The 21,994-nt window shown below is 64.6% G+C and carries 19 protein-coding genes; 8 read left to right on the top strand and 11 right to left on the bottom strand.

Annotated elements, in window-relative coordinates:
* The first annotated feature begins 4 nt into the window (after nucleotides 1–4).
* Nucleotides 5–907, top strand: coding sequence for a DMT family transporter (locus tag M1D97_RS15590; RefSeq protein ID WP_456268616.1), 903 nt, complete (start codon nucleotides 5–7; stop codon nucleotides 905–907).
* A gap of 34 nt (nucleotides 908–941) precedes the next feature.
* On the opposite strand, the gene M1D97_RS15595 is transcribed toward M1D97_RS15590, so the two are convergent.
* Nucleotides 942–2,099 (bottom strand): glycosyltransferase family 9 protein, encoded by a 1,158-nt coding sequence (locus M1D97_RS15595; RefSeq protein ID WP_456268617.1) that lies wholly within the window; start codon nucleotides 2,097–2,099, stop codon nucleotides 942–944.
* Nucleotides 2,100–2,513: 414 nt separating this feature from the next.
* Between M1D97_RS15595 and M1D97_RS15600 the strand changes: the two genes are divergently transcribed.
* The 3 genes from M1D97_RS15600 to M1D97_RS15610 all read left to right on the top strand — a co-directional run bounded on the left by M1D97_RS15600 (nucleotide 2,514) and on the right by M1D97_RS15610 (nucleotide 5,261).
* Complete coding sequence (locus M1D97_RS15600; protein WP_456268618.1) at nucleotides 2,514–3,365, top strand: HAD-IIA family hydrolase; 852 nt, start codon at nucleotides 2,514–2,516, stop codon at nucleotides 3,363–3,365.
* A gap of 165 nt (nucleotides 3,366–3,530) precedes the next feature.
* On the top strand, nucleotides 3,531–4,229 hold the full coding sequence (locus tag M1D97_RS15605; RefSeq protein WP_456268619.1) for a pirin family protein: 699 nt from the start codon (nucleotides 3,531–3,533) through the stop codon (nucleotides 4,227–4,229).
* Between the two features lie 81 nt (nucleotides 4,230–4,310).
* Nucleotides 4,311–5,261, top strand: coding sequence for a ribokinase (locus M1D97_RS15610; protein WP_456268620.1), 951 nt, complete (start codon nucleotides 4,311–4,313; stop codon nucleotides 5,259–5,261).
* 89 nt (nucleotides 5,262–5,350) lie between these two features.
* Here M1D97_RS15610 and gabT read toward each other — a convergent pair whose 3' ends face one another.
* Genes gabT through M1D97_RS15625 form a run of 3 tightly spaced genes read right to left on the bottom strand, consistent with a single transcriptional unit; the run spans nucleotide 5,351 to nucleotide 9,546 of the window.
* Nucleotides 5,351–6,625: a 4-aminobutyrate--2-oxoglutarate transaminase gene (gabT, locus tag M1D97_RS15615; RefSeq protein ID WP_456268621.1), complete on the bottom strand. Its 1,275-nt coding sequence runs from the start codon at nucleotides 6,623–6,625 to the stop codon at nucleotides 5,351–5,353.
* A gap of 27 nt (nucleotides 6,626–6,652) precedes the next feature.
* On the bottom strand, nucleotides 6,653–8,101 hold the full coding sequence (locus M1D97_RS15620; protein ID WP_456268622.1) for an NAD-dependent succinate-semialdehyde dehydrogenase: 1,449 nt from the start codon (nucleotides 8,099–8,101) through the stop codon (nucleotides 6,653–6,655).
* Between the two features lie 23 nt (nucleotides 8,102–8,124).
* Nucleotides 8,125–9,546: an APC family permease gene (locus M1D97_RS15625; protein ID WP_456268623.1), complete on the bottom strand. Its 1,422-nt coding sequence runs from the start codon at nucleotides 9,544–9,546 to the stop codon at nucleotides 8,125–8,127.
* Nucleotides 9,547–9,744: 198 nt separating this feature from the next.
* Between M1D97_RS15625 and M1D97_RS15630 the strand changes: the two genes are divergently transcribed.
* A complete protein-coding gene (locus M1D97_RS15630) occupies nucleotides 9,745–11,184 on the top strand; it encodes an aminotransferase-like domain-containing protein (RefSeq protein WP_456268624.1) in 1,440 nt (479 codons plus the stop codon).
* Between the two features lie 16 nt (nucleotides 11,185–11,200).
* Here M1D97_RS15630 and M1D97_RS15635 read toward each other — a convergent pair whose 3' ends face one another.
* From M1D97_RS15635 to M1D97_RS15650, 4 genes are all read right to left on the bottom strand, one after another.
* The gene (locus tag M1D97_RS15635; protein WP_456268625.1) at nucleotides 11,201–12,373 is read right to left on the bottom strand and encodes an ABC transporter ATP-binding protein; all 1,173 of its coding nucleotides are present in this window, start codon (nucleotides 12,371–12,373) and stop codon (nucleotides 11,201–11,203) included.
* Nucleotides 12,374–12,380: 7 nt separating this feature from the next.
* Entirely contained in the window at nucleotides 12,381–13,256 is an 876-nt protein-coding gene (locus M1D97_RS15640) for a carbohydrate ABC transporter permease (protein ID WP_456268626.1), read from the bottom strand.
* Nucleotides 13,253–14,155, bottom strand: a complete 903-nt coding sequence (locus M1D97_RS15645; RefSeq protein WP_456268627.1) for a carbohydrate ABC transporter permease — start codon at nucleotides 14,153–14,155, stop codon at nucleotides 13,253–13,255. The genes M1D97_RS15640 and M1D97_RS15645 overlap by 4 nt, the downstream gene beginning before the upstream one ends.
* Before the next feature lie 82 nt (nucleotides 14,156–14,237).
* The gene (locus M1D97_RS15650) at nucleotides 14,238–15,518 is read right to left on the bottom strand and encodes an ABC transporter substrate-binding protein (RefSeq protein ID WP_456268628.1); all 1,281 of its coding nucleotides are present in this window, start codon (nucleotides 15,516–15,518) and stop codon (nucleotides 14,238–14,240) included.
* A 261-nt stretch (nucleotides 15,519–15,779) separates the two neighbouring features.
* Between M1D97_RS15650 and M1D97_RS15655 the strand changes: the two genes are divergently transcribed.
* From M1D97_RS15655 to M1D97_RS15665, 3 genes are read left to right on the top strand one after another with little or no spacing between them, the layout of a single operon-like run.
* Nucleotides 15,780–16,643 carry an arginase family protein gene (locus M1D97_RS15655; protein ID WP_456268629.1) on the top strand — a complete coding sequence of 288 codons (864 nt, stop codon included), beginning with the start codon at nucleotides 15,780–15,782 and terminating at the stop codon, nucleotides 16,641–16,643.
* A complete protein-coding gene (locus tag M1D97_RS15660; protein ID WP_456268630.1) occupies nucleotides 16,631–17,386 on the top strand; it encodes a 3'-5' exonuclease in 756 nt (251 codons plus the stop codon). Before M1D97_RS15655 ends, M1D97_RS15660 begins: the two co-directional genes overlap by 13 nt.
* A 26-nt stretch (nucleotides 17,387–17,412) precedes the next feature.
* On the top strand, nucleotides 17,413–17,847 hold the full coding sequence (locus tag M1D97_RS15665) for a hypothetical protein (protein WP_456268631.1): 435 nt from the start codon (nucleotides 17,413–17,415) through the stop codon (nucleotides 17,845–17,847).
* Here the strand turns inward: M1D97_RS15665 and M1D97_RS15670 are convergent.
* From M1D97_RS15670 to recF, 3 genes are all read right to left on the bottom strand, one after another.
* A complete protein-coding gene (locus tag M1D97_RS15670; protein ID WP_456268632.1) occupies nucleotides 17,826–18,353 on the bottom strand; it encodes a YgjV family protein in 528 nt (175 codons plus the stop codon). The genes M1D97_RS15665 and M1D97_RS15670 overlap by 22 nt on opposite strands.
* Nucleotides 18,354–18,458: 105 nt before the next feature.
* The gene (gene gyrB, locus M1D97_RS15675) at nucleotides 18,459–20,876 is read right to left on the bottom strand and encodes a DNA topoisomerase (ATP-hydrolyzing) subunit B (RefSeq protein WP_456268633.1); all 2,418 of its coding nucleotides are present in this window, start codon (nucleotides 20,874–20,876) and stop codon (nucleotides 18,459–18,461) included.
* A 13-nt stretch (nucleotides 20,877–20,889) separates the two neighbouring features.
* Complete coding sequence (gene recF, locus M1D97_RS15680; RefSeq protein WP_456268634.1) at nucleotides 20,890–21,987, bottom strand: DNA replication/repair protein RecF; 1,098 nt, start codon at nucleotides 21,985–21,987, stop codon at nucleotides 20,890–20,892.
* Nucleotides 21,988–21,994 lie beyond the last annotated feature (7 nt).

Raw genomic sequence — 21,994 nt, forward strand, 5'->3', positions numbered from 1 at the left:
CGACATGACAGCCACTGCCACTGATGCCAGCGCCCACCACTCGCGCGGTCTGACGCTGGCCACCCTCGGCATTGTCGTTTTGAGCTTCGATAGTCTGCTGGTGCGGCTGGCAGCGACCGACGGCTGGAACATCGCCTTCTGGCGCGGAGCGTTGATGGCGCTGATCATGGGGGCGCTGTACTGCCAGCCCCGCCGGCTGGCCACGCTCAACGTCCAGCGCGGCGCCTCACTGGTCTCCGCCGCCCTGCTGGCGGCCATCTCGCTGCTGTTCGTGATGGCGGTGATGCACACCCGCGTGGCCAATGTGGTGGTGATCCTGAGTACCGCGCCGCTGTTCGCGGCCATCTTTACCCGCCTGTTTCTGCAGGAGCGGGTGGCAACGCGTACCTGGGTGGCGATCGGACTGGCCATGCTGGGGCTGGTGATTGTCTTTGCCGGATCATTGACCGGTGAGGGGCTGCTGGGCGATCTCTACGCGCTCGGTGCCGCCATGGCAGTCGGCGCCAACCTGACACTGCTGCGGCGCTACCCGGTGCTGGACCGGCTGCCCCTGATCGCCGGCGGCGGCGTGATCACGGCCATTATTGCCTGGCCCATGGCGACACCGCTGGCGCTGGAGACACAGAGCTATGTCGTGCTCGCCATCATGGGCCTTTTGCAGATGCCGCTGGCCACGGCGCTGATCAACAATGCCACGCGCTATCTGCCCTCCGCCGAGGTAGCGCTTTTCTATCTGGTCGAGGCGATCCTCGGCACGCTGTGGGTCTGGTGGTTTCTCGGCGAGCAGCCTCCCGAGGCAACGCTTTACGGGGGCCTGCTGACCCTGGTGACGCTGCTCGTCAACGGCTGGCTGGGTGTACGGCGCGCCCGGGTCCGACGGGTCGCGACTACTTCCCGCTCCGGCTGACCCCGTCAGCAGCGCCTGCCGCGACGGCCGAACGTCAGGAGGTCAATGCCATGTCCGGAGCCGTGTCTGGCTCGACCGCCCCGGTCACATGGTGGCCCCGGAACTGCTCGGGTCGGGTAACGGCCGCCAGCAGCCGCCGGGCATCGGGCTGCCAGAGCACGATGTCCTGCGGCCCTCGCGGAGCGAATTTCAGCGACTTGCGCTTTTGCACCAGTGCCATCACCGGCACATCCAGCGCCGCGCCGATATGCAGGGGTCCGGAGTCCGGGCTGACCAGGTAGCGGGCGTGGTGCAGCATGGCGGCGAAGGTGCGCAGCGGCCGGGGGCGACACAGCGCGCCGTGCCGGCCCGCAGCCACCCTGTGTTCGAGGGCGTCGGCGCAACGCAGCTCTTCGGGGCCGATAAACACCACGTAGCGCTGTCCGGCCGATTCCAGGGCATCGATGCTTTCCTGCCAGAACGTCAGCGGCAGGCGCTTGTCGAGATGCCCGCCCACGAACAGCGCCACAAAGGGCGCCGCCCGGCCGGCACTGTCAAAATCGATGCCGAGCTCCTCCAGCTCGCCGCGCCCGATGCTGCACTCGCCGCGGCTCAGCATCATCAGCGGGCGATCGCGACAGGGGGTGCCCAGGGCGCGCGCAAACATCTGCGGTATGTCATAGGCATGCGTCTGATCCCCGCTGACCTCGATATCGAACCAGCGCTGGCCGCGCTTGCCCTTGCCCATGGTGTGGCGACTGCCGATACAGCGTACGAAGATCAGCCCGGTCAGCGAGCTGGGGCCGGCCTGCACGGCCAGATCGTATTTCTCCCTGCGCAGACGCCAGAGCATGGCGGGAAAGCGCCAGGGGCGGGTGATGGCATCACGCGACAGGGTCAGAAGATGATCCACGCCCTGATGGCGAAACAGCGTCTGCGTATTGTCGGTGGTGAGCAGATCGATCCGTGCCTCGGGAAAGCGCTGTCGAAATGTCTCGATAACCGGCGACATGATCAGGGCATTGCCAATGCGATAGTTGGGTCGTACCAGCAGTATTTTCAAAGGCCCCTGAAGCTGATCGGCTTCAACGCCCTCACTCTTTTGCAGGTATTTCGCCATGAGAAGGGTCACGCCGCGCCGTGCGCTCTTCTCGACGCTCTGCGCTATTTTCTTGAGCAATGTATTGGTGCGAATCGCTGTTTTCAGAGACATCCCATCACCTGATCAGGGCGTTCATGGCGAAAATTCTCCCACCATGATTAACAATTTATTAAAAAATGTGTTGCTGTTTTGACGCCGATAAAAGACCACGATGTCAGGCCATGGTTCCAGAGTTCAAGTAACTTTTTCTGAAAAAGACGCCTCAATAATGAAGGCAATATTAAAAAGTCGCTTTTATTAAATTTTCATTAAAACGGTCTTTTTTTCTTCCTTATGGCAACCATTTTTGGAAAACAATGTTTTTTAAATCGACTCAGCCATCGACGCTGCGCCCGCCAGGGCCCGGGCATGACCCCGATGCTCCGATCCCGCGGGTCGTGTATAACCGGCAGGGCAATGCCGGAAAAGACACAGCGCGCTATCTAACGCTATGCTGATACTCATCACCAAAACGGGGGACGGATTGTGACGACAGGCAAGAAGGTGGAACGCGACGTCGATTGCTGGCTGACCGACATGGATGGTGTGCTGGTACACGAAAACAAGGCCATTCCCGGGGCGGCCGAGCTGATCAACCAGTGGCGGGAGAAGCAAAAGCCCTTTCTGGTGCTGACCAACAACTCCATCTACACCCCGCGTGATTTAAGCGCGCGTCTGGCACGCAGCGGCATCGACGTGCCCGAGGAGCAGCTGTGGACCTCGGCACTGGCGACCGCGGCCTTTCTGAAGGATCAGTCCCCGGGCGGTTCGGCCTTTGTCATCGGCGAGGCCGGTATTACCACGGCCCTGCATGAAGCCGGCTTTATCATGACCGACACCGACCCGGACTACGTGGTACTGGGCGAAACCCGCACCTACTCGTTCGAGGCGATCACGCGCGCCATTCGCCTGATCAATGACGGGGCGCGCTTTATCGTCACCAATCCGGACGTGACCAGCCCCAGCCAGGAAGGGCCGCTGCCGGCTACCGGCGCCGTGGCGGCGCTGATTACCAGTGCCACCAAGCGCGACCCCTACGTGGTCGGCAAGCCCAACCCGATGATGTTCCGCTCGGCGCTCAACAAGCTGGGTGCCCACTCCATGCGCACCGGCATGATCGGTGATCGCATGGACACCGACGTGGTCGCCGGCATCGAGGCGGGCCTTCATACCGTGCTGGTGCTGACCGGCATTGCCGACCACTCCGAGGTCGAGCGCTATCCGTATCGCCCCAAGGAGATTCTCGATTCGGTGGCGGATCTGCTGGAGGATGACAAGGCCCCCCAGAGCCGGAAAAAAACGGACGACAACGCCAAAAAATCCGACAACGAAAAGTGATACCGCGCCGGGGTGGCAATCCGGGAGCGTCAGCCCCTGCCCGCCCCTCGGGGCGGGCGCAGTCGATTGGATCCAGCGTGATAACGTATTATCCGGCGCTGCCCTGCAGGCATTCGACGCCGATGCCGTAACGCCGTCCGGGCATCTTTCTTCGGAGATTTCACCATGCTGACCCTGCGCCCCGGTCATGAACGCGGCCACGCCGACCACGGCTGGCTCGAGAGCCATCACTCCTTCTCCTTTGCCGGTTATTTCGACCCGAACCATGTACAGTTCGGCCCCCTGCGGGTGATCAATGAAGACCGCGTCGCCCCCGGCGGCGGCTTTGGCCGGCACGGCCATCGCGACATGGAAATATTTTCCTGGGTGCTGTCCGGCGAGCTGGCCCACCGCGACACGCTGGGCAACAGCGCCAGCCTCAAACCGGGGCGCGTGCAGCTGATGACCACCGGCACCGGCGTGGAACACAGCGAGTTCAACCCCTCGGACAGTGAGCCGGTACACTTCCTGCAGATCTGGCTCCTCCCCCGCGAAACGGGTCTGACGCCACGCTACAGCGAGGCGGACTTTCCGCCCGAGACCCGGCGCGACCGGCTGCGACTGGTCCTCTCGCCCGACGGCCGCGAGGATTCGCTGCGCATCGAGCAGGACGCCTTCATCTACGCCACGCTGCTGGACAGCGATACCGCCCTGACCCACACGCTCGCCCCCGGCCGGCGCGGCTACGTGCACCTCGCGCGCGGCGCGCTCGAGGTCAACGACCATGCGCTTGAGGGCGGCGACGCCCTGAGGCTGGAAGACGAGGCGCAGATCACGCTGGCCCGCGGCCGCGACGCCGAAGCCCTGGTGTTTGATCTGCCCTGAATCGTTGGTCTGCCCTGAATCGACAAGAGACCTGGTTGTGTTCGATGATCACGCCAGATCACTGTCTACAGCGAGGCCCTCATGTCATTACCGAACCAGCCGTCCTCCGGGTCGGCCACCGTCTACAACTACGGCTCGATCAACATCGACCATGTCTATCGCGTGCCGCATCTGGTGCGCCCGGGCGAGACGCTCTCCAGCACCGACTATCAGATCGTGCTGGGCGGCAAGGGCGCCAATCAGACCATCGCGCTGGCCCGGGCCGGCGGGCAGGTGGCCCACTGGGGTCAGCTCGGCAGGAGCGACGACTGGGCGCTGTCAACGCTCAAGGACGCCGGCGCCGACATCGAGGATGTCACGCTGCTCGAGGGCGCCAGCGGCCATACCGTGATTCAGGTCGATGATGACGGCGAAAACACCATCGTGCTGTTCGGCGGCACCAATCAGCGCTTCACGTCCGAACGAATCGATGAGCTGGTCAACGGCGCTGACAGCAACGGCTGGCTGCTGCTGCAAAACGAGTGCAACGATATTGACGCCGTCATCCGTCAGGCGCTGGACCGGGGGCTGAAGGTCGCCTTCAACCCGGCACCGATGACGCCGGCCATTCGCGAGCTGCCGCTCGCTGCGCTGTCGCTGTTGTTCGTCAATCGCGGCGAGGCGGCCGCGCTGGTGGATCTGGCCGAGGACAGCGACACCGACAGCCTGATTCAGGCGCTGCAGCAGGCACTGCCGGGGACCGATATCGTGCTCACCCTTGGCTCGGAGGGCGCCTGGCGTATCGACGGCGCGCGCGGTGACACCCTGTATCAGCCGGCCCGCCCGGTGCAGGCCGTGGACACCACCGGCGCCGGCGACACCTTTATCGGCTACTACATGGCCGCCCTGCAGGCCGGCCGTGATGCCACCACCTGTCTCGAACGCGCCACCGCCGCCGCGGCGCTGGCGGTACAGCGCGCCGGGGCCGCCACCGGCATTCCCACTGTCGAGGAGGTCGAAACCTTTTTGCAGATTGCCGCCCGCTCCGAGTAACGCCGGGCCGGTGGCCGAGCGCGGACAGACGGCATCAAAAAAGGCCCCGCCGATGGCGGGGCCTTTCGTCTTCGCAGCGGGCGACGTGACTACTGACTGCTTGGCTCGCCGAGCAGGGTTTCGATCAGATCGAGGCCTTCGTTGAGCACCTCGTCGCTGATGGTCACCGGCATCAAAAAGCGGATCGTGTTGCCGTAAAGACCGCAGGAGAGCAGGATCAGGCCGCGCTCGCGCGCCGTCTTGCAGAGCCTGCCGGCAAGCTCGGTATCCGGCTCGCCATCGGGACGGACCAGGTCGATGGCCGCCATGGCGCCCAGATGGCGCGAATTGCGCACGCCATCAAAGCGGCGCTCCCAGTGCTGGAACCGCTCGCCAAGCTTGTCGCCCAGCGCCTGGCTCTTCTCGAGAATGTTTTCTTCCTCGAACACCTCCAGCACCGCCAGAACCGCGGCGCAGGAGACCGGGCTGCCGGTATAGGTGCCGCCCAGCGAGTTGCCGCCGGAGGCGTCCATGACGCTGTCGGTGCCCACCACCGCCGAAATCGGCATGCCATCGCCCATGCTCTTGGCCATGGTCATGATGTCGGGCTCGACACCGGTATGCTCGATGGCAAACATCCTGCCGGTACGGCCGAAGCCGGACTGCACTTCATCGACGATCAGCAAAATGCCGTGCTCGTCACAGATCTCGCGCAGCGCCTTCATGAAGCTCGGCGACGCCGCGTGGAAGCCGCCCTCGCCCAGCACCGGCTCGATGACAATCGCGGCGGTATCCTTCGGATTGGCATCGGTCTTGAAGGTCATCTTCAGCCCGCGCAGCGCCTCTTCCTCGCTGACACCGATCGACTCGACCGGATAGGGCGCGCGATAGACCTGCCCCGGCATGGGGCCGAAGTCGGTTCGATAGGGGGCCACCTTGCCGTTCATCGCCATGGTCATGAAGGTACGACCGTGATAGCCACCGGTGAAGCAGATCACGCTGGAGCGGCCGGTCGCGGCACGCGCCACCTTGACAGCGTTTTCCAGCGCCTCGGCGCCGGAGTTGGCCAGCATCACCTTGCCATGGCCGCGTACCGGCGTAATGTGGCTGAGCTTCTCGGCCACCTTCACGTAGCCCTCGTAAGGCATGACGGTCTGGCAGGTATGCATGACCTTATCGAGCTGCGCCTTGACCGCCTCGACCACCTTCGGATGGCGGTGGCCGATGTTGAGCACGCCGATGCCGCCGGCAAAGTCGATAAAGCGCTTGCCATCGGCGTCCCAGAGTTCGGCGTTGTCGGCGTGGTCGGCAAAATGGGTATCCGGGCTTGCCGCGCCGCTGGCGACATAGCGCTGTTTCAGCTCGTTGAGTTCGTGATTGTTCATCCCGCAATCTCCTTTGATGTGCAGCAATTACAGCCCGCCAAGACAGACATACTTGAGCTCGGTAAACTCCTCCAGTCCGTGGTGCGAACCCTCTCGACCCAGCCCGGACTCCTTGATCCCGCCAAAGGGCGCCAGCTCGGTCGACAACAGCCCTTCGTTGACGGCCACCATGCCGTACTCCAGCGCCTCCATCACCTGCCAGATGCGCCTGTAGTCGCGGGCATAGAAGTAGGCCGCCAGGCCGAAGGGCGTATCGTTGGCCATCGCGATGGCCTGTTCATCCTGGTCGAAACGAAACACCGCGGCCACCGGGCCGAAGGTTTCTTCATGGGCCACGGCCATCCCGGGCGTGACATCGGCCAGCACGGTCGGCTCATAAAACGAGTGTCCCAGCGCGTGGGGCTGCCCCCCTTCGACCCGCCGAGCGCCCTTGTCGAGGGCGTCAGCAACGTGGGCGCTGACCTTGTCCACCGCCGCCTGATTGATCAGCGGCCCGATGGTCATGCCCGCTTCCAGACCGTTGCCGACCCGGAACTCGCGCACCCGCGCGGCGAGCTTGTCGACAAAGGCGTCATACACGCCGGACTGGACCAGAAAGCGGTTGGTGCAGACGCAGGTCTGGCCGGCGTTGCGGTATTTCGAGGCGATCGCGCCCTCGACGGCCGCGTCAACATCGGCATCATCAAAGACGATAAAGGGCGCGTTGCCGCCCAGCTCCATCGCGGTCTTCTTGACCGTCGAGGCACACTGCGCCAGCAGTTTCTTGCCCACCGGGGTGGAGCCGGTAAAGGAGACCTTGCGCACCCGCGGGTCGGTGGTCAGCACTTCTCCCACCGCGGCGGGGCTTTTGGCGGTGACCACGTTGATGGCGCCCTGCGGGATGCCGGCCTCCAGCGCCAGGGCCGCAAGCGCCAGCGCGGTCAGCGGCGTCGCCTCGGCGGGCTTGATCACCACCGTGCAGCCGGCGGCCAGCGCCGGGGCGCACTTGCGGGTAATCATCGCCAGCGGGAAGTTCCAGGGCGTGATGGCCGCCACCACGCCGATCGGCTCGCGCATGACCAGAATGCGCTTGTCCGCGCCGTGGCCCGGCAGGGTCTCCCCGGCAATGCGCTTGGCCTCTTCGGCGTAGAACTCGATAAAGGAGGCGCCGTAACCGACCTCGCCGCGCGACTCCGCCAGCGGCTTGCCCTGTTCCAGCGTCATCAGCCGCGCCAGAGCGTCGGTGTTCTCGATGACCAGATCAAACCAGCGGCGCAGCAGGCGCGAGCGCTCTTTCGCGGGTGTTTTTCGCCACTCGGCCAGCGCCGCCTCGGCGGCGGCCACGGCGTCACGGGTCTCGTCAGCCCCCAGATCCGCCACCTCGGCGATCAGCTCGCCGGTGGCCGGATTGTTCACCGCAAAGCGCTGCTCACCCTCGAGCCAGCGCTCGCCGATCAGCGCGTCAGCGCGCTGGTTCGTGAATTCGATATCCAACATGTCTCTACCTCATGGCTGTGATGTCAGCGGTCGTAGACGTCCTGCATGACCCGGTCACTGAAGGCGCGTCCGTACCGATTGAGCGCAAAGAGATACATCGCAAGCCCCAGCCCCATCCAGCCGCCGAACACGACCCACTCGACCCCGGTCAGCGCCGAGGGGCTGCCCGGCAGATACAGACAGATCATGCCCAGCGACAGCACCACCGCCAGGGCGCCGACCACCCGGCCGTTGCCGACCCGGAAGGGGCGGTCCAGCCCGGGCTCGCGCTTTCTGAGCACCAGAAAGGAGATCGCGACGAACAGATAGGCAATCACGATGCCCAGGCCCCCGGCATCGACCAGCCAGACCATGGCCGGACGGCCCAGAAAGGGCGCGATCGTCGACAAAAGCCCCATCATGATGATGGCGTTGGTGGGAGTCTTGTATTTTGGATGCAGCCGGCCCAGAAAGGCCGGCAGCATGCCGGAGTGCGCCAACGCATAGATCGCCCGCGACCCGCCGATGTAAAAGGCGTTCCAGCTGGTGATGATGCCGGCGATGCCCGCCAGCACCATCAGCTTGCTGCCCCAGACGCTGCCCATGACCGCCGCCATGGCGTCCGGCACCGCCAGCGAGCTGCCCTGCAGCCCATCGTGATCGAGCATCAACCCGGTGCCCAGAATGATCAGCGAGTACCAGACCACCGCCATCAGTACCGAGGTGACCAGCACCTTGCCGATATCACGAAACGGCAGATCGATCTCCTCGGCGGCCTGGGGGATGACGTCAAAGCCCACGAACAGAAAGGGCACCATCACCAGTACCGCCATGATGCCGCCGATCAGGCCGCCGCTGGCTTCGTGATTAAAAAGCGGCGTCATGCTGGCGGCCTCGCCGGTAAACAGCGCCCCGGTCACGAACAATACGCCCACCACCAGGATCAGCCCGGTCACCAGCTTCTGGATCAGTGCCGCGGTGGTAATGCCGACATAGTTGATCGCCATCATGATCAGCGAGCCGATCACGCCGACCGCCACCCAGCTGGCCTTGACGTCCCAGCCGGCCACCGTCCAGAGATGGCCCACGTCGTAGCCCGGGACAAGCTGCTCGACCACGGTGGGCAGGGCGACGGCCTCAAAGGAGACCACGCTGACGTAGCCCAGCACGATGCTCCAGGTACAGATAAAGGAGGCGAAGTGCCCCAGGGCGCGATAGCTGTAGACATGCTCACCGCCCACTCTGGGCATGGCGGCGGCCAGTTCGGCGTAGGTCAGCCCCACCAGCAGCACGGCAATGCCACCGATGATAAAGGCCAGGATGGCGCCGAGACTGCCGGCGTCGAGAATGGCGCCGCCGGTCAATACGATCCAGCCCCAGCCGACCATGGCGCCGAAGGCCAGGGCCAGCACGTCGGCGCGGGCCAGAACGCGTACCAGTTCGCGGGGTTTTGTGGTGCTCTGCATGGTGTTATCCGTCATTGTTATGGACAGTCAGGGCAGTCGGAGTCTCTGTTGGCGCGGGGCCTTGTTGTTGCTCCTGATCACACGCTACCACTGTCCTGCATTCAAGAGGTGAACCACTCGGGCGTTTGACTGGACCACTGCGACGCCCCCTGACCATAATGGCGCTCCACTCCCCCGCCGGAAGGGTCGACTCCCACCATGCTGCGATCCGTTGAAGAGGCGCTGGATGACATCGCCGTGGCCTGGCAGCGTCAACCCGACCGGCTGAGCAAGCAGGTACGGCTGGAGCAGGCGCTGGCGGGTCTGATCCAGACCGGCTGGGAGGATGGCCAGCGCCTGCCGGCCCATCGCCATATCTGCCAGCGGCTGGGCCTGGCGCGCAGCACGCTGGCCGGCGTCATGGACAGCCTGCAGGCCCAGGGGCTGCTGGCCACCCAGCACGGCCGCGGCAGCTGGACCCACCGCAGCGCCCCTGCCGGGGCCATCGATAACGCCCCGAGCGCCGCCCTGTCGCAGCGCGCCCGGGCGCTGTTGCACACGGCCTCGGTCAGCCCCGTACAGAGCGGCGCCTTCGTGCCCGGCATTCCCGATATCGCCCGCTTCCCGATGCGCCGCTGGCGCGCGCTCTACGCCACCCTGACCGTGCCCCACAACGCGCTGCTGCTCTCCTACTCCAGCGGCGGCTACGGCCCGCTCAAGCGCGCCATTGCGGAATTTCTCCACCGCTGGCGGGGCATCGAGTGCGCCCTCGAGCAGATCATCATCACCGATGGCACCCATCACGGGCTGGAGCTGTGCGCGCTGGCACTGGCCGACCCCGGCGATCGGGTGGTGATGGACTCGCCCTGCTACTGGGGCGCGCGCAACGTCTTTCAGGCCGCCGGGCTTGCAACAGCCCAGTGCCCCTGGCAGCCCGGATCGGGCTATCGCGACCCGCCGGCACTGTCGGAGGCGCCGCGCCTTTTGTATCTGACCGGTGCCCGCCACTACCCCTTGAGCGTGCACATGCCGGTGGCGGACAAACGCGCGCTGATCGAGCGTCTCGCCCCCGGGGTCATCATCGAGGACGACTACGAATTCTTCGATACCCGCCATCGCGATCTGTTCTTTTCCCCCGACGATGGCCGCTGCGTCCTGGCCGGCTCCTTTTCCAAGCTGATGTTCCCGGGGCTGCGGCTCGGGTATCTGGTCGTGCCCCGCCCCCTGAGCGGGGCCATCAACCGGCTGCGCAGCGAGGTCTTTCGTGAAGGGCGCATGCTGGATCAGGCGGTGCTCGCCCGGTTCATGGCCGATGGCGATCTGGACCGCTGGTGTCGGCGCATCAATCGCGACTATCTGCAGCGCCAGCAGACCCTGCATGACCTGCTGATCGACCTGCCGGGCGTGCAGGATGTCTCGCCGCCTGCCGGCACCATTACGCTGTGCGTGACGCTCGCCCCAAACATCGACGACGTGCGCCTGAGCCGCTATCTGCTCAATCATTACCGGCTGGTGGTGCGACCGCTGAGCCCGGTCTGCAGTGAGGATGACCCGCGCCGGGGGCTGGTGCTGGGCATCGGCATGGTGGAGGGCGACACGCTGGTGCGCCTCGGGCAGCAGCTGGCCGAGGGCATCCGCCGGTTTGTCGAGCGTCGTTGAGCGCCGGCCCTGTCAATCAGTCCGCCGACACGGTAGTGGCCTCGCCATCCGCCTCGACAGTGGCCCCGTTACCGTCGTCACGAATACGCGCCTCGCTTTCCGGGTCGAACGCCACCATGCGCGACACGTCGAAGGCAAAACGGGTCGACTGCCCCGGGCTCAACGGCAGACCGGGGCGCATACGGGCGTTGATGCTGCGTCCGCCGAGTCTTGTCACCACATAGAGATCGGCACCGGTGGGCTCGACGAGATCGATCTCAAGCGTTGCCTCATGGATGTCGCCATCCTGGTGGTTGGCGCTGGCCGGATCGGTGATCGCCTCCGGACGCAGCCCGAGAATAACGTCCCGGTCACACCATTTCTCGAGGGCGGCGCGGTCGCGCACGATCGGCAGCGTTACGTCTCCCGTGGGCGCTTCGATGCGGGCCACCAGCGCCCCGTCCCGGCGTGTGATGCACGCGTTGATCAGATTCATCGACGGCGAGCCCATGAAGCCCGCCACGAAGAGGTTATTGGGATCGTCATAGACCGCCTGCGGCGTGCCCAGCTGCTGCAGCTCGCCGCCGCGCATCACCGCAATACGACTCGCCAGCGTCATCGCCTCGATCTGATCATGAGTGACGTAGACAATGGTGGTGCCCAGGCGCTGGTGAAGCTGCTTGATCTCGGTGCGCATGTCGACACGCAGCTTGGCGTCCAGATTGGACAGCGGCTCGTCGAACAAAAAGAGCTGCGGTTCACGCACCAGCGCCCGCCCCATCGCCACGCGCTGGCGCTGCCCGCCGGAGAGCTGCCCCGGCTTGCGATTCAAAAGATTCTCGATCTGCAACAGCTCGGCGGCGCGCTGGATCGCTTCACGCCGTCTGGCCTTTGGCACCTTGCGCATTTCCAGGCCGAAGCCGATGTTGCCGGCCACCGTCATGCTCGGATAGAGCGCATAGGACTGGAACACCATGGCGATATCGCGCCGTGACGGATGCAGATCGTTGATCCGCTCGCCGTTGAGCAGCAGTTCGCCCTCACTGATGTCATCCAGCCCGGCGATCATGTTCAAAAGCGTCGACTTGCCACAGCCGGACGGCCCGACCAGTACCAGAAAGTCGCCCTTCTCGATGGCAATGTCGATGCCCTTGAGCACATGGGTATCGCCAAAGCGTTTGTGGATATTGTTGATGTGTAGAAAGCTCATGTGATCCTCAACCCTTGACCGATCCCGACATCAGACCGCGCAGAAAGTATTTGCCCGCCAGGATGTAGACGATCAGCGTCGGCACCGCCGCCACCATCGCCGCTGCCATGTTGACGTTGTACGCCTTCACCCCCGTGGAACTGTTGACCAGGTTGTTGAGCGCTACCGTGATCGGTGCGCTGTCGCCGGAGGTAAAGGAGACGCCGAACAGAAAGTCGTTCCAGACATTGGTGAACTGCCAGATGATCGTCACCACGATGATCGGGATGGAGGCCGGCAGCAGAATGCGAAAGAAGATGGTGAAAAAGCCGGCGCCGTCGAGCTTGGCGGCCCGGATCAGCTCGTCGGGAAAGCTTTCGTAGAAGTTGCGGAAAAACAGCGTCGTGAAGCCGACCCCGTAGACGACGTGCACCAGCACCAGCCCCGTGGTGCTGTTGGCGATCTGCAGAATGCCCAGCACCCGCGCCATCGGCAGCAAAATGATCTGAAACGGAATGAAGCAGCTGAACAGGATCAGCCCGAAGACGATCCTGTGGCCGCGAAAGCGCCACTTGGTCAGCACGTAACCGTTGAACGCCCCCAGAAGCCCCGAGATCAGCACCGCCGGCACCACGATCCTGATGCTGTTGAAGAAATAGCCCTGCACACCGCTGCATTCGAGCCCGATGCAGGCGCTGCCCCACGCCTCGCGCCACGGCGCGACCGTCCAGGTCTCGGGCAGCGCCAGCATGTTGCCCTGCTGAATCTCCGCGAGCGACTTGAACGAGGTCACCAGCATGACGTAAAGCGGCATCAAAAAGAGGGCCGCGAACACCAGAAGCACGGCATAGAGCAGCGCCCGGCCCAGCGTGTTGCGACGCGCTACGGGAGAGACGGCACTCATGATCGCGACTCCCGCAGCTCACTGTAGAGATAGGGGATGATCAGCGCGGCAATCACCGCCAGCATGAACACGGCGCTGGCCGCGGCGATGCCCATCTCGTTGCGCGAAAACGCATAGGAGTACATGAAGGTGGCCGGCACCGCGGTGGCGTTGCCCGGCCCGCCGCCGGTCATGGCCACGATCAGGTCGAAGCTCTTGATCGCCAGGTGCGCCAGCACCACGATCGCGCTGAGAAAGACGGGGCGCAGCTGGGGAATGATGATGCGCCCATAGATCTTCCAGGTCGGCGCGCCGTCGATCTGGGCGGCCTTGATCATCTCGCCGTCGATGCCTCGAAGCCCGGCCAGAAACATCGCCATGATGAAGCCGGTCGCCTGCCAGACCGCCGCGATGACCACGGTGTAGATCGCCATGTTGGCGTCGATCAGCCAGTTGAAGCTGAAGCTCTCCCAGCCCAGCGAGTGCATGGTGCGCTCGAGCCCCAGCCCCGGATTGAGAAACCACTGCCACGCCGTACCGGTGACGATAAACGACAGCGCCATCGGGTAGAGATAGATGGTGCGCAGCGCCCCCTCGGCGCGGATGCGCTGATCCAGCAGGATCGCCAGCAAAAGCCCCAGCGCCGTACAGGTGACAATATAGAGCAGCCCGAACACCCAGATGTTGTGCAGCGCGATGCCCCAGGTCCAAGAGGACCAGAGCCGCGACCACTGCCGGGTGCCCGCCCAGCTGTAGTCCGGCAGCATTCCCGAGTTGCTGAACGAGATCCAGGTCGTCCAGAGAATGAAGCCGTAAACGAAAAAGAGCACCAGCACGAACGAGGGCGACAGCACCAGTTTGGGCAGCCAGTGCTGCAGGCGCTCACGCGCGCCGCCTCGCAGGGAAGGGGGTGTCGACATCGGAAACCTCGGGTCAGGACCATGGCCCCGCCGGAGATGGCGGGGCCGGATGCGTCATATCGTTACGCCATCAACGACGCGATCAGGAGCGTGCGCCCTGCACCGCCATCGCCAGCTGCTCGGCGGCGACGTCGCTGGGCATATTGCCGTTGACGAACGAGGAGACGATATCGAAGACCGCATTCTTGACGCTGGCCGGCGCGGCGTAACCGTGCGCCATGCTGCCCATCAGCGTGTCGCTGTCGGCAGCGGCCTTCGCCTGCTCATAGCCGCGCCGGGCACAGGCGTCGAGCTCATCGGACGACAGGTCGGTACGCGCCGGCACCGAGCCCTTGAGCTGGCTGAAGGCGATCTGGAATTCCGGCGAGCCGATGATCCCGGCCATGGTGCGCTGCATCGACTGCTGCTGCTCATCACTGGTGTCGAACATGATCATCAGGTCACTGTTGAAGGTCACCGCGTCCTGCGTGCCCGGCGTACGAAAGCACATGAAGTCCTCTTCCGGCGTGAGCCCGGCGTTGAGGAACTCGCCCTTGGCCCAGTCGCCCATGATCTGATAGAGCGCGTCGCCGTTGATCACCATCGCCGTGGCCAGGTTCCAGTCACGACCCGGGGAGTTGTCGTCCTTGTACTGGAGAAGCTCGCGGAAATTGTCGAACGACTCGACCATGGTGTCGGAGTCGAGCGCCTCGGGGTCGAGTTCGATCATGGCGCGGCGATAGAAGTCGGCACCACCGGTGGCGAGCACCACGTTTTCAAACACGGTCGCGTCCTGCCAGGGCTGGCCGCCGTAGGCCAGCCCGGTGTGGCCGGCCTCCTGCGCCGTCTTCATTGAGGTGATGAACGCTTCCCAGGTCTCGGGCGGCTCGATGCCGAGTTCGTTCATCATCGAGGTGTTGGCCCATACCCAGTTGGTGGAGTGAATCTCGAAGGGCGCGGCGATCCAGTGACCATCGCTTTTGGCGAAACGCTGGATCGGCTGCGGGAAGACCTCGTCCCAGTTATCGGCGCTGGCGACATCATCCAGCGAGCTCAGCGCGTCACGGTCGGCCCAGTCCTGGGCATCGTAGCCGAGCACCTGCGCCGCCGTCGGCGGGTTGTTGGAAGTGATGCGCGAGCGCAGTACGGCCATCGCATTGGTGCCGGCGCCACCGGCCACCGGCATGTTCTGCCAGCCGATACCCTCGTCGGCCAGCTCATCCTTGAGCGTGCCCAGCGCCTTCGCCTCACTGCCGGAGGTCCACCAGTTGAGCACTTCGACCTCACCTCCGGCATTGCTCTCCTGAGCGAAAGCCGGAGTCGACAGCGCAATGGCCAGCGGCATCGCGCCAACCAGCAGACACTTGTGAAACAGGGTTGTCATGGGGGGCGTCCCTTGTGTTGTTCTTTGAGAGAATCGAGATGGTTGTCCCATGGGGGTGCCATGAGATGACCAGCACCGAACGGGCTGTTACAGACTATTACCCGGATATTAGTGCCTTACAATACAACCAACGATGAAGGAGACCTGCCGCATCGCGCCAATTCTGTTCCCCTGATCTACCTTCGGCGGGACGCACTGTTATGATGGTGGTCCTGTCGTGGCAGGATGATTTGCCGCTCCCCTTTCCGACATGGAGCCATCATGGCGCAGCAGCTTCCCATCACCGCTCCCCCACCGCTGATCTGTTTCCAGGGCAACTGTGCCGGTCGCAACGCACTTGGCATGACCGGTGCCCTCGCCCTGGCGCAGCGTCTGGCGGCCATTTTCGAGACGCCCCTGCAGACGCTGGGCGCGCCGGGTGAGGCGCTGTCGGGCAGCTGGCAACAGATGCTGGAGAGCGTCACCCCCGATCTGTTGTCGCTGGCCCGGCATCTGGAGAAGACGATGGCCGGCGGCAAGCGCCCGCTGCTGACCATGAGCCGTTGCGCCGGGGGCCTGGCGACCCTGCCCGCAGTGGCCCGCCAGCATCCCGAGGCGTGCATCGTCTGGTTCGACGCCCATGGCGATCTCAACACGCCGGAAACGTCCGAATCGGGCTATCTCGGCGGCATGGTGATCGCCGGCGCAGCGGGACTGTGGGACAGCGGCCTGGGCAGTGATCTGTCGCTGGCGCAGGTCATCCTGACCGGCGCCCACCAGCTCGACCCCGGCGAACAGGCGCTGGTCGATGACAGGCGCCTGCGCTATCTGCATCCGGCACATTTGAACGCCGCGGCGCTGCGCGAGGCCATCAACGGGCGCCCCGTCTATATCCATCTCGACTGTGACGTGCTCCAGCCCGGCGTGGTGCCCAGTGACTATCAGCTGGGCGGCGGCCTGGCCCCGGAGGCGCTGGCCGAGCTGATGACCGCGCTGGCGAAAGAGGACGTGGTCGGCCTGGAAGTCGCCGAGCTCGAATCCCACTGGCCGGACAGTGCCGAACCGGCGGATCTGACGGTACTGGTGGAGATACTGATGCCGCTGGCCAGAACGCTGCTGTCCGATACGTCCACATGCGCGCCCTGATCCACGATTTTGAAACCGCCGGCGGCAGCGCCCGCCACTGCGGCGTGGTGCAGCTGGCCGTGCTGAGCGGCATCCTGGGCCATGACGGCGCCTTTTATCGCCGTTGGCAGTCCTGTGCCAACTACCATCCGGGCGGGCCGATCGATCCGGCCACCACCCGGGTGCACGGTCTGCGTGATGAGGATGTCGCCGCCTGCCCCGACTATCGCCGCGCCGTGCCGGCGGTCTACCGGGCTGCGGCGCGTCAGGGCTTTGACGCGCTGGTCATCGGTTTCAGCAACACCAGCTTTGATAACGTGATCGCCCGCCGGCTGGGGCTGCGCCCGAGGCGCAGTCTGGATCTCTTTATTCCCGCCTATCGGCTCAAAAAGCGCGACGGTCTGGCAAGCGCGTCACTGGGCAACATGTATCGCGAACTGACCGGCGGCGAGCCCACCCATGCCCATGACGCACTCTTTGACGTCACCATGACGGCGGCACTGATCACGCCGCTGATGGCCCGCTTCGGCTTCACCGAATTCACGGCCTTTCTCGACTGGGCCACCACCGGCCAGCCGGTGCCCGGCATGCGCCTGCGCCATGGCCCGGCGCGCGGCAGGACAATTGAATCCCTTGATGATGACGCCCTGACGCAGGCGCTGGACGGCTGGCGCGGCGGCAATATCGACGTCCTCGCCTCGCTCGAGGCCGAGTATGCCCGGCGGGGGCTGACGACCCGGCCCGAGCAGGGGCAGCTTTTTTAACGCCTTGCCTGATAGAGGATGACGCCATGACCCCGGTCATTCAGCAGGAAACCACCGGCTGCGGCATCGCGGCCTGCGCGGCGTTGGCAGGTCTCGATTATGAGACCGCGCGGATTCGGGCGGCCGCACTGGGCATTCACGCCGGTGATCGCACGCTGTGGTCACAGACGACGCACGTCAGACGCCTGCTGGCGGCACTGGGAATCGAGGCGGCCGAGGGAGAACGGCCCTTCACCGGCTGGAATGTGCTGCCGGATCGGGCGCTGTTGGCCATCAAGTGGCGGGAGGTCAACGGGGTGCCCTTCTGGCACTGGGTGGTGTTCGTCCGCGAGGCGGGAGCGGGTGTGGTGCTGGATTCAAAAGCCGCGCTTAAAACCAATGTGCGCCGCGACTTCGGCCGCATGGCACCGAAGTGGTTTATCGAAGTGACACCGAAGAATTACTCGAACGCCTGCGGATAGCGCTTTTTGGCGCGATACAGGCGAACGATGGTGACCAGACTGGTGACGATGACCAGCGCCTCGGCCAGCATGCCGCCCACCGCGCCGGCCAGCCAGTGGCTGACAAGCCAGGCCACGGCCGCCAGGGCCAGAAAGACGCGCATGGCGATGCCCTTGAGCAGAAACATGCCGGTGGTGCCGATCACCATGGCGACCAGCGCCGGCAGATCGGCCACGCCCTGCCAGGTCAGCACGGCGGCCAGCCCACTCACCGCCAGTACCGCCGTCATGACCCACCGGTTGCCGGGGTAGCGCCGGGCCAGCGCGATGCGCAGGATCACCACCAGCGACAGCGCCGCGGCCGTCCAGCTGCCCAGAAAGGCAAACTGCAGCGCGAACGCCACGTTGGCGAGAATCAGCAGGACCATCAAGCGCTCGTCGCGCTTGCTGGCAAAGGCCAGCAGGCAGAGCAGCAGCGAGACGAGACCGAAGAACTGTCCGGCCAGGGGGCCAATCGTGTCGAGCATCAGGGCATCGCTTTTTGTCGAGGGGCATGACCGGCAGATTATTCAGGGCATAAAAAACCGGAGCGCGGGGGCGCTCCGGTCGTGTCTGATCGCGACGGCGCCGGATCAGATGTCCAGATTCGCCACCAGGGCATTCTGCTCGATGAAGTCGCGCCGCGGCTCGACCTCATCGCCCATCAGGGTATTGAACATCATGTCGGCGCCGATGGCGTCCTCGATGGAGACCCTGAGCATGCGGCGGCTTTCCGGGTCCATGGTGGTTTCCCACAGCTGGTCCGGGTTCATCTCGCCCAGCCCCTTGTAGCGCTGGATGCTGAAGCCGCGGCTGGCCTCGGCCATCAGCCAGGTGAGGATGTCATGGAAGTTCTCGACCGATTTGGAGCGCTCGCCACGGGCGATGTAGGCGCCCTCTTCGAGCAGACCGTCCAGCGCCCGGTTGAGCGCCACCATGGCGGCGTAGTCGGCGGACTGGAAAAAGCCCAGCCCCAGCGGGTAGTCGGTCTCCACGCCGTGGGCGCTGAGCGTGGCCGCCGGCAGGAAGAGACCGCGCTCCTCGTTGTGCACCAGCCGCAGGATATAGCGCGGGCCGCCCTCGTAGGCGATGCGCTCGTCCAGATCGGCCTGCAGCGCGTCGATCCAGCCCTGCATGGCGTCCCGGTCGGCCAGCATCTCTTCGCTGACCGGCGCGGCGTAGATCAAACGCTTGAGCACGTCGGCGGGATAGACGCGGGCCAGACGGTCGAGGCGGTCCATCACGTCGCGGTACTGATGCACCAGCTTCTCGAGATGCTCGCCGCCGATGCCCGGGGCGTCGGCGTTGACGTGCAGCTGCGCGCCATCCAGGGCGGTGGTGGTCAGGTGCTGGATCAGCGCCGCCTCGTCCTTGAGATACATCTCGTTCTTGCCGCGCTTGATCTTGTACAGCGGCGGCTGGGCGATAAAGACGTGGCCCCGCTCGATCAGCTCCGGCATCTGACGGAAGAAAAACGTCAAAAGCAGCGTTCGGATGTGCGAGCCGTCAACGTCGGCGTCGGTCATGATGATGATCGAGTGATAGCGCAGCTTGTCGGCGTTGAACTCCTCGCGCCCGATGCCGCAGCCCAGCGCGGTGATCAGGGTGCCCACCTCGGCCGAGGAGAGCATCTTGTCAAAGCGCGCCTTCTCGACGTTGAGGATCTTGCCCTTGAGCGGCAGGATCGCCTGGGTGCGGCGATCGCGACCCTGCTTGGCGCTGCCGCCGGCGGAGTCACCCTCGACCAGGTAGAGCTCCGAGCGGGTCGGGTCCTTCTCCTGACAGTCGGCCAGCTTGCCGGGCAGCCCGGCGATGTCGAGCGCGCCCTTGCGGCGGGTCATCTCGCGCGCCTTGCGGGCGGCGTCACGGGCGCGGGCGGCGTCGAGCATCTTGTTGACGATCGCCTTCGCCTCATTGGGATTTTCCAGCAGATAGTCGGAGAGCTGGCGGCTCATCTCCTGCTCGACGGCCGTTTTCACCTCGGAGGAGACCAGCTTGTCCTTGGTCTGCGAGGAGAATTTGGGATCGGGCACCTTGACCGAGATGATCGCGGTCAGACCCTCACGGGCGTCGTCGCCGGAGGTGGTGACCTTGGACTTCTTCTGCAGCTCCTCGGCCTCGATATAGCTGTTGAGGCTGCGCGTCAGCGCGCCGCGAAAGCCCGCCATGTGGGTGCCGCCGTCGCGCTGCGGAATGTTGTTGGTGTAGCAGAAGATGTTTTCGCTGTAGCTGTCGTTCCACTGCATCGCCACTTCCACCGCGATGCCGTCTTCGCGCTCGGCATTGAAGTGGAACACCGGATTGACGGTCGTACGGTTGGTATTGAGGTGATCCACGAAGGCACGCAGGCCGCCATCATAGTGAAACAGCTCCTCGCGGCCGTCGCGTTCGTCGACCAGACGGATCGCCACGCCGGAGTTGAGAAACGACAGCTCCCGGAGGCGCTTGGCCAGAATATCGTAGTGAAACTCGATATTGGCGAAGGTCTCCGCCGAGGGCTTGAAGTGAATCTGGGTGCCGGAGCGCTCGGTGTCGCCCACGATCGAAAGCGGCGACTGCGGCACGCCGTGATGATAGATCTGCTCGTGGATCTGATTCTTGCGCCAGATGGTGAGCTTGAGCTGCTCGGAGAGCGCGTTGACCACCGACACGCCCACGCCGTGCAACCCGCCGGAGACCTTGTAGGAGTTGTCGTCGAACTTGCCGCCGGCGTGCAGTACGGTCATGATCACTTCCGCCGCCGATACCCCTTCGGAGTGGATATCGGTCGGGATGCCACGGCCGTCATCGGAGACGGTCACCGACTCATCGGGGTGGATGGCGACCCGGATTTCGCTGCAGTGGCCGGCCAGTGCCTCATCGATCGAGTTATCGACGATCTCGAACACCATGTGGTGCAGACCGGTGCCATCATCGGTATCGCCAATGTACATGCCCGGGCGCTTGCGTACCGCGTCCAGCCCCTTAAGAACCTTGATACTCGATGAGTCGTAAGCCTGTGGTTCGCTCATTGATGCTCCCGGGTCATCGTGGTGTCGGCATGGTTGCCAGACGACCGTGTTTCACGTGAAACCCTCTAACATCGGTGGTCTCGCCCCAGTGCCCCTCAAGCGAGGCGGGCTCGATACCGGTCAGAAAGGTCTGACAATTCATCTGTTCCAGCAGCCGACAGAAGGCACGACGGTGCTGCTCGTCGAGTTCGGCGGCCAGATCATCGATCAGATAGAGGCAGCGGTGGCGGTCTTCCTGTTCCAGAAGCCGCCCCTGCGCCAGTTTCATGGCGCTGACCACCAGCTTCTGCTGGCCTCTGGACAACACTTCGGCGGCCGGATAGCGGCCCATGCGCAGGCGCAGATCGGCGCGCTGAGGCCCCTGCTGGGTGAACTTCATCTGCCGGTCGCTCGCCACGCTCTCGAGCAGAAGCTCCTCGAGCGGGCGGTTCTTGTCCCAGCCACGGTGATAGCGCAGGCTCAGTTCCGGCAGCTCGATCAGCTCGGCAAGGGTGGCGTTGAACACGTCCGTGAAGCGCGCCATCCAGTCACTGCGCATGGCATCGAGTCGATCGCTCCAGTGCGCCAGCTCGCGGCTCCAGAGGGCCAGCGACTGCTCGTCGATTCTATCATGTCTGAGCAGCGCATTCCGATGTTTGAGCGCGCGTCTTGCGCGGCGCCAGACATCGAAAAAATCGGGATAGACGTAGAACACGCCCCAGTCGAGAAACTCGCGCCGTGCCGCCGGGGCGCCCTCGATCAGGCGAAAGGCGTCCGGGTTGATCAGCTGCATGGGCAGGTGACGGGCCAGCTCGGCGATGCGATCGACCTTCTCGCCGGCCACCCGCACGTTGAGCGCGTCACCGTCGCGGCGGCGCTCCACGCCCAGCGGCAGCGCCGGGTCACCGGTCAGACGACCGAACAGCGTCAGGGCGTTTTGATCATGGGTGATGGCGTGCTTGAGCTGGCGGGTGCGAAACGAGCGCCCCATGCCCAGGATATGCAGGCCTTCCAGCAGACTGGTCTTGCCGCTGCCGTTGTCGCCGAAGATCAGATTGACGTGCGCGCCGGGCTGCCATGTCACGGACGGCAGGTTGCGCAGCCCCTGAAAGTGAAGATGCTCAAGCGGCATGGCGATC

This window comes from Kushneria sp. AK178 (assembly GCF_053903105.1).

Bases quoted from the DNA above. Each gene is read 5' to 3' on its own strand.
- M1D97_RS15650 (WP_456268628.1), bottom strand. From the start codon at position 15,518: ATGACAACCCTGTTTCACAAGTGTCTGCTGGTTGGCGCGATGCCGCTG.
- M1D97_RS15620 (WP_456268622.1), bottom strand. From the start codon at position 8,101: ATGTTGGATATCGAATTCACGAACCAGCGCGCTGACGCGCTGATCGGC.
- M1D97_RS15645 (WP_456268627.1), bottom strand. From the start codon at position 14,155: ATGTCGACACCCCCTTCCCTGCGAGGCGGCGCGCGTGAGCGCCTGCAG.
- M1D97_RS15665 (WP_456268631.1), top strand. From the start codon at position 17,413: ATGACCCCGGTCATTCAGCAGGAAACCACCGGCTGCGGCATCGCGGCC.
- M1D97_RS15655 (WP_456268629.1), top strand. From the start codon at position 15,780: ATGGCGCAGCAGCTTCCCATCACCGCTCCCCCACCGCTGATCTGTTTC.
- M1D97_RS15610 (WP_456268620.1), top strand. From the start codon at position 4,311: ATGTCATTACCGAACCAGCCGTCCTCCGGGTCGGCCACCGTCTACAAC.
- M1D97_RS15670 (WP_456268632.1), bottom strand. From the start codon at position 18,353: ATGCTCGACACGATTGGCCCCCTGGCCGGACAGTTCTTCGGTCTCGTC.
- M1D97_RS15595 (WP_456268617.1), bottom strand. From the start codon at position 2,099: ATGTCTCTGAAAACAGCGATTCGCACCAATACATTGCTCAAGAAAATA.
- M1D97_RS15590 (WP_456268616.1), top strand. From the start codon at position 5: ATGACAGCCACTGCCACTGATGCCAGCGCCCACCACTCGCGCGGTCTG.
- M1D97_RS15625 (WP_456268623.1), bottom strand. From the start codon at position 9,546: ATGCAGAGCACCACAAAACCCCGCGAACTGGTACGCGTTCTGGCCCGC.
- M1D97_RS15660 (WP_456268630.1), top strand. From the start codon at position 16,631: ATGCGCGCCCTGATCCACGATTTTGAAACCGCCGGCGGCAGCGCCCGC.
- recF (WP_456268634.1), bottom strand. From the start codon at position 21,987: ATGCCGCTTGAGCATCTTCACTTTCAGGGGCTGCGCAACCTGCCGTCC.
- M1D97_RS15640 (WP_456268626.1), bottom strand. From the start codon at position 13,256: ATGAGTGCCGTCTCTCCCGTAGCGCGTCGCAACACGCTGGGCCGGGCG.
- M1D97_RS15635 (WP_456268625.1), bottom strand. From the start codon at position 12,373: ATGAGCTTTCTACACATCAACAATATCCACAAACGCTTTGGCGATACC.
- gyrB (WP_456268633.1), bottom strand. From the start codon at position 20,876: ATGAGCGAACCACAGGCTTACGACTCATCGAGTATCAAGGTTCTTAAG.
- gabT (WP_456268621.1), bottom strand. From the start codon at position 6,625: ATGAACAATCACGAACTCAACGAGCTGAAACAGCGCTATGTCGCCAGC.
- M1D97_RS15605 (WP_456268619.1), top strand. From the start codon at position 3,531: ATGCTGACCCTGCGCCCCGGTCATGAACGCGGCCACGCCGACCACGGC.
- M1D97_RS15630 (WP_456268624.1), top strand. From the start codon at position 9,745: ATGCTGCGATCCGTTGAAGAGGCGCTGGATGACATCGCCGTGGCCTGG.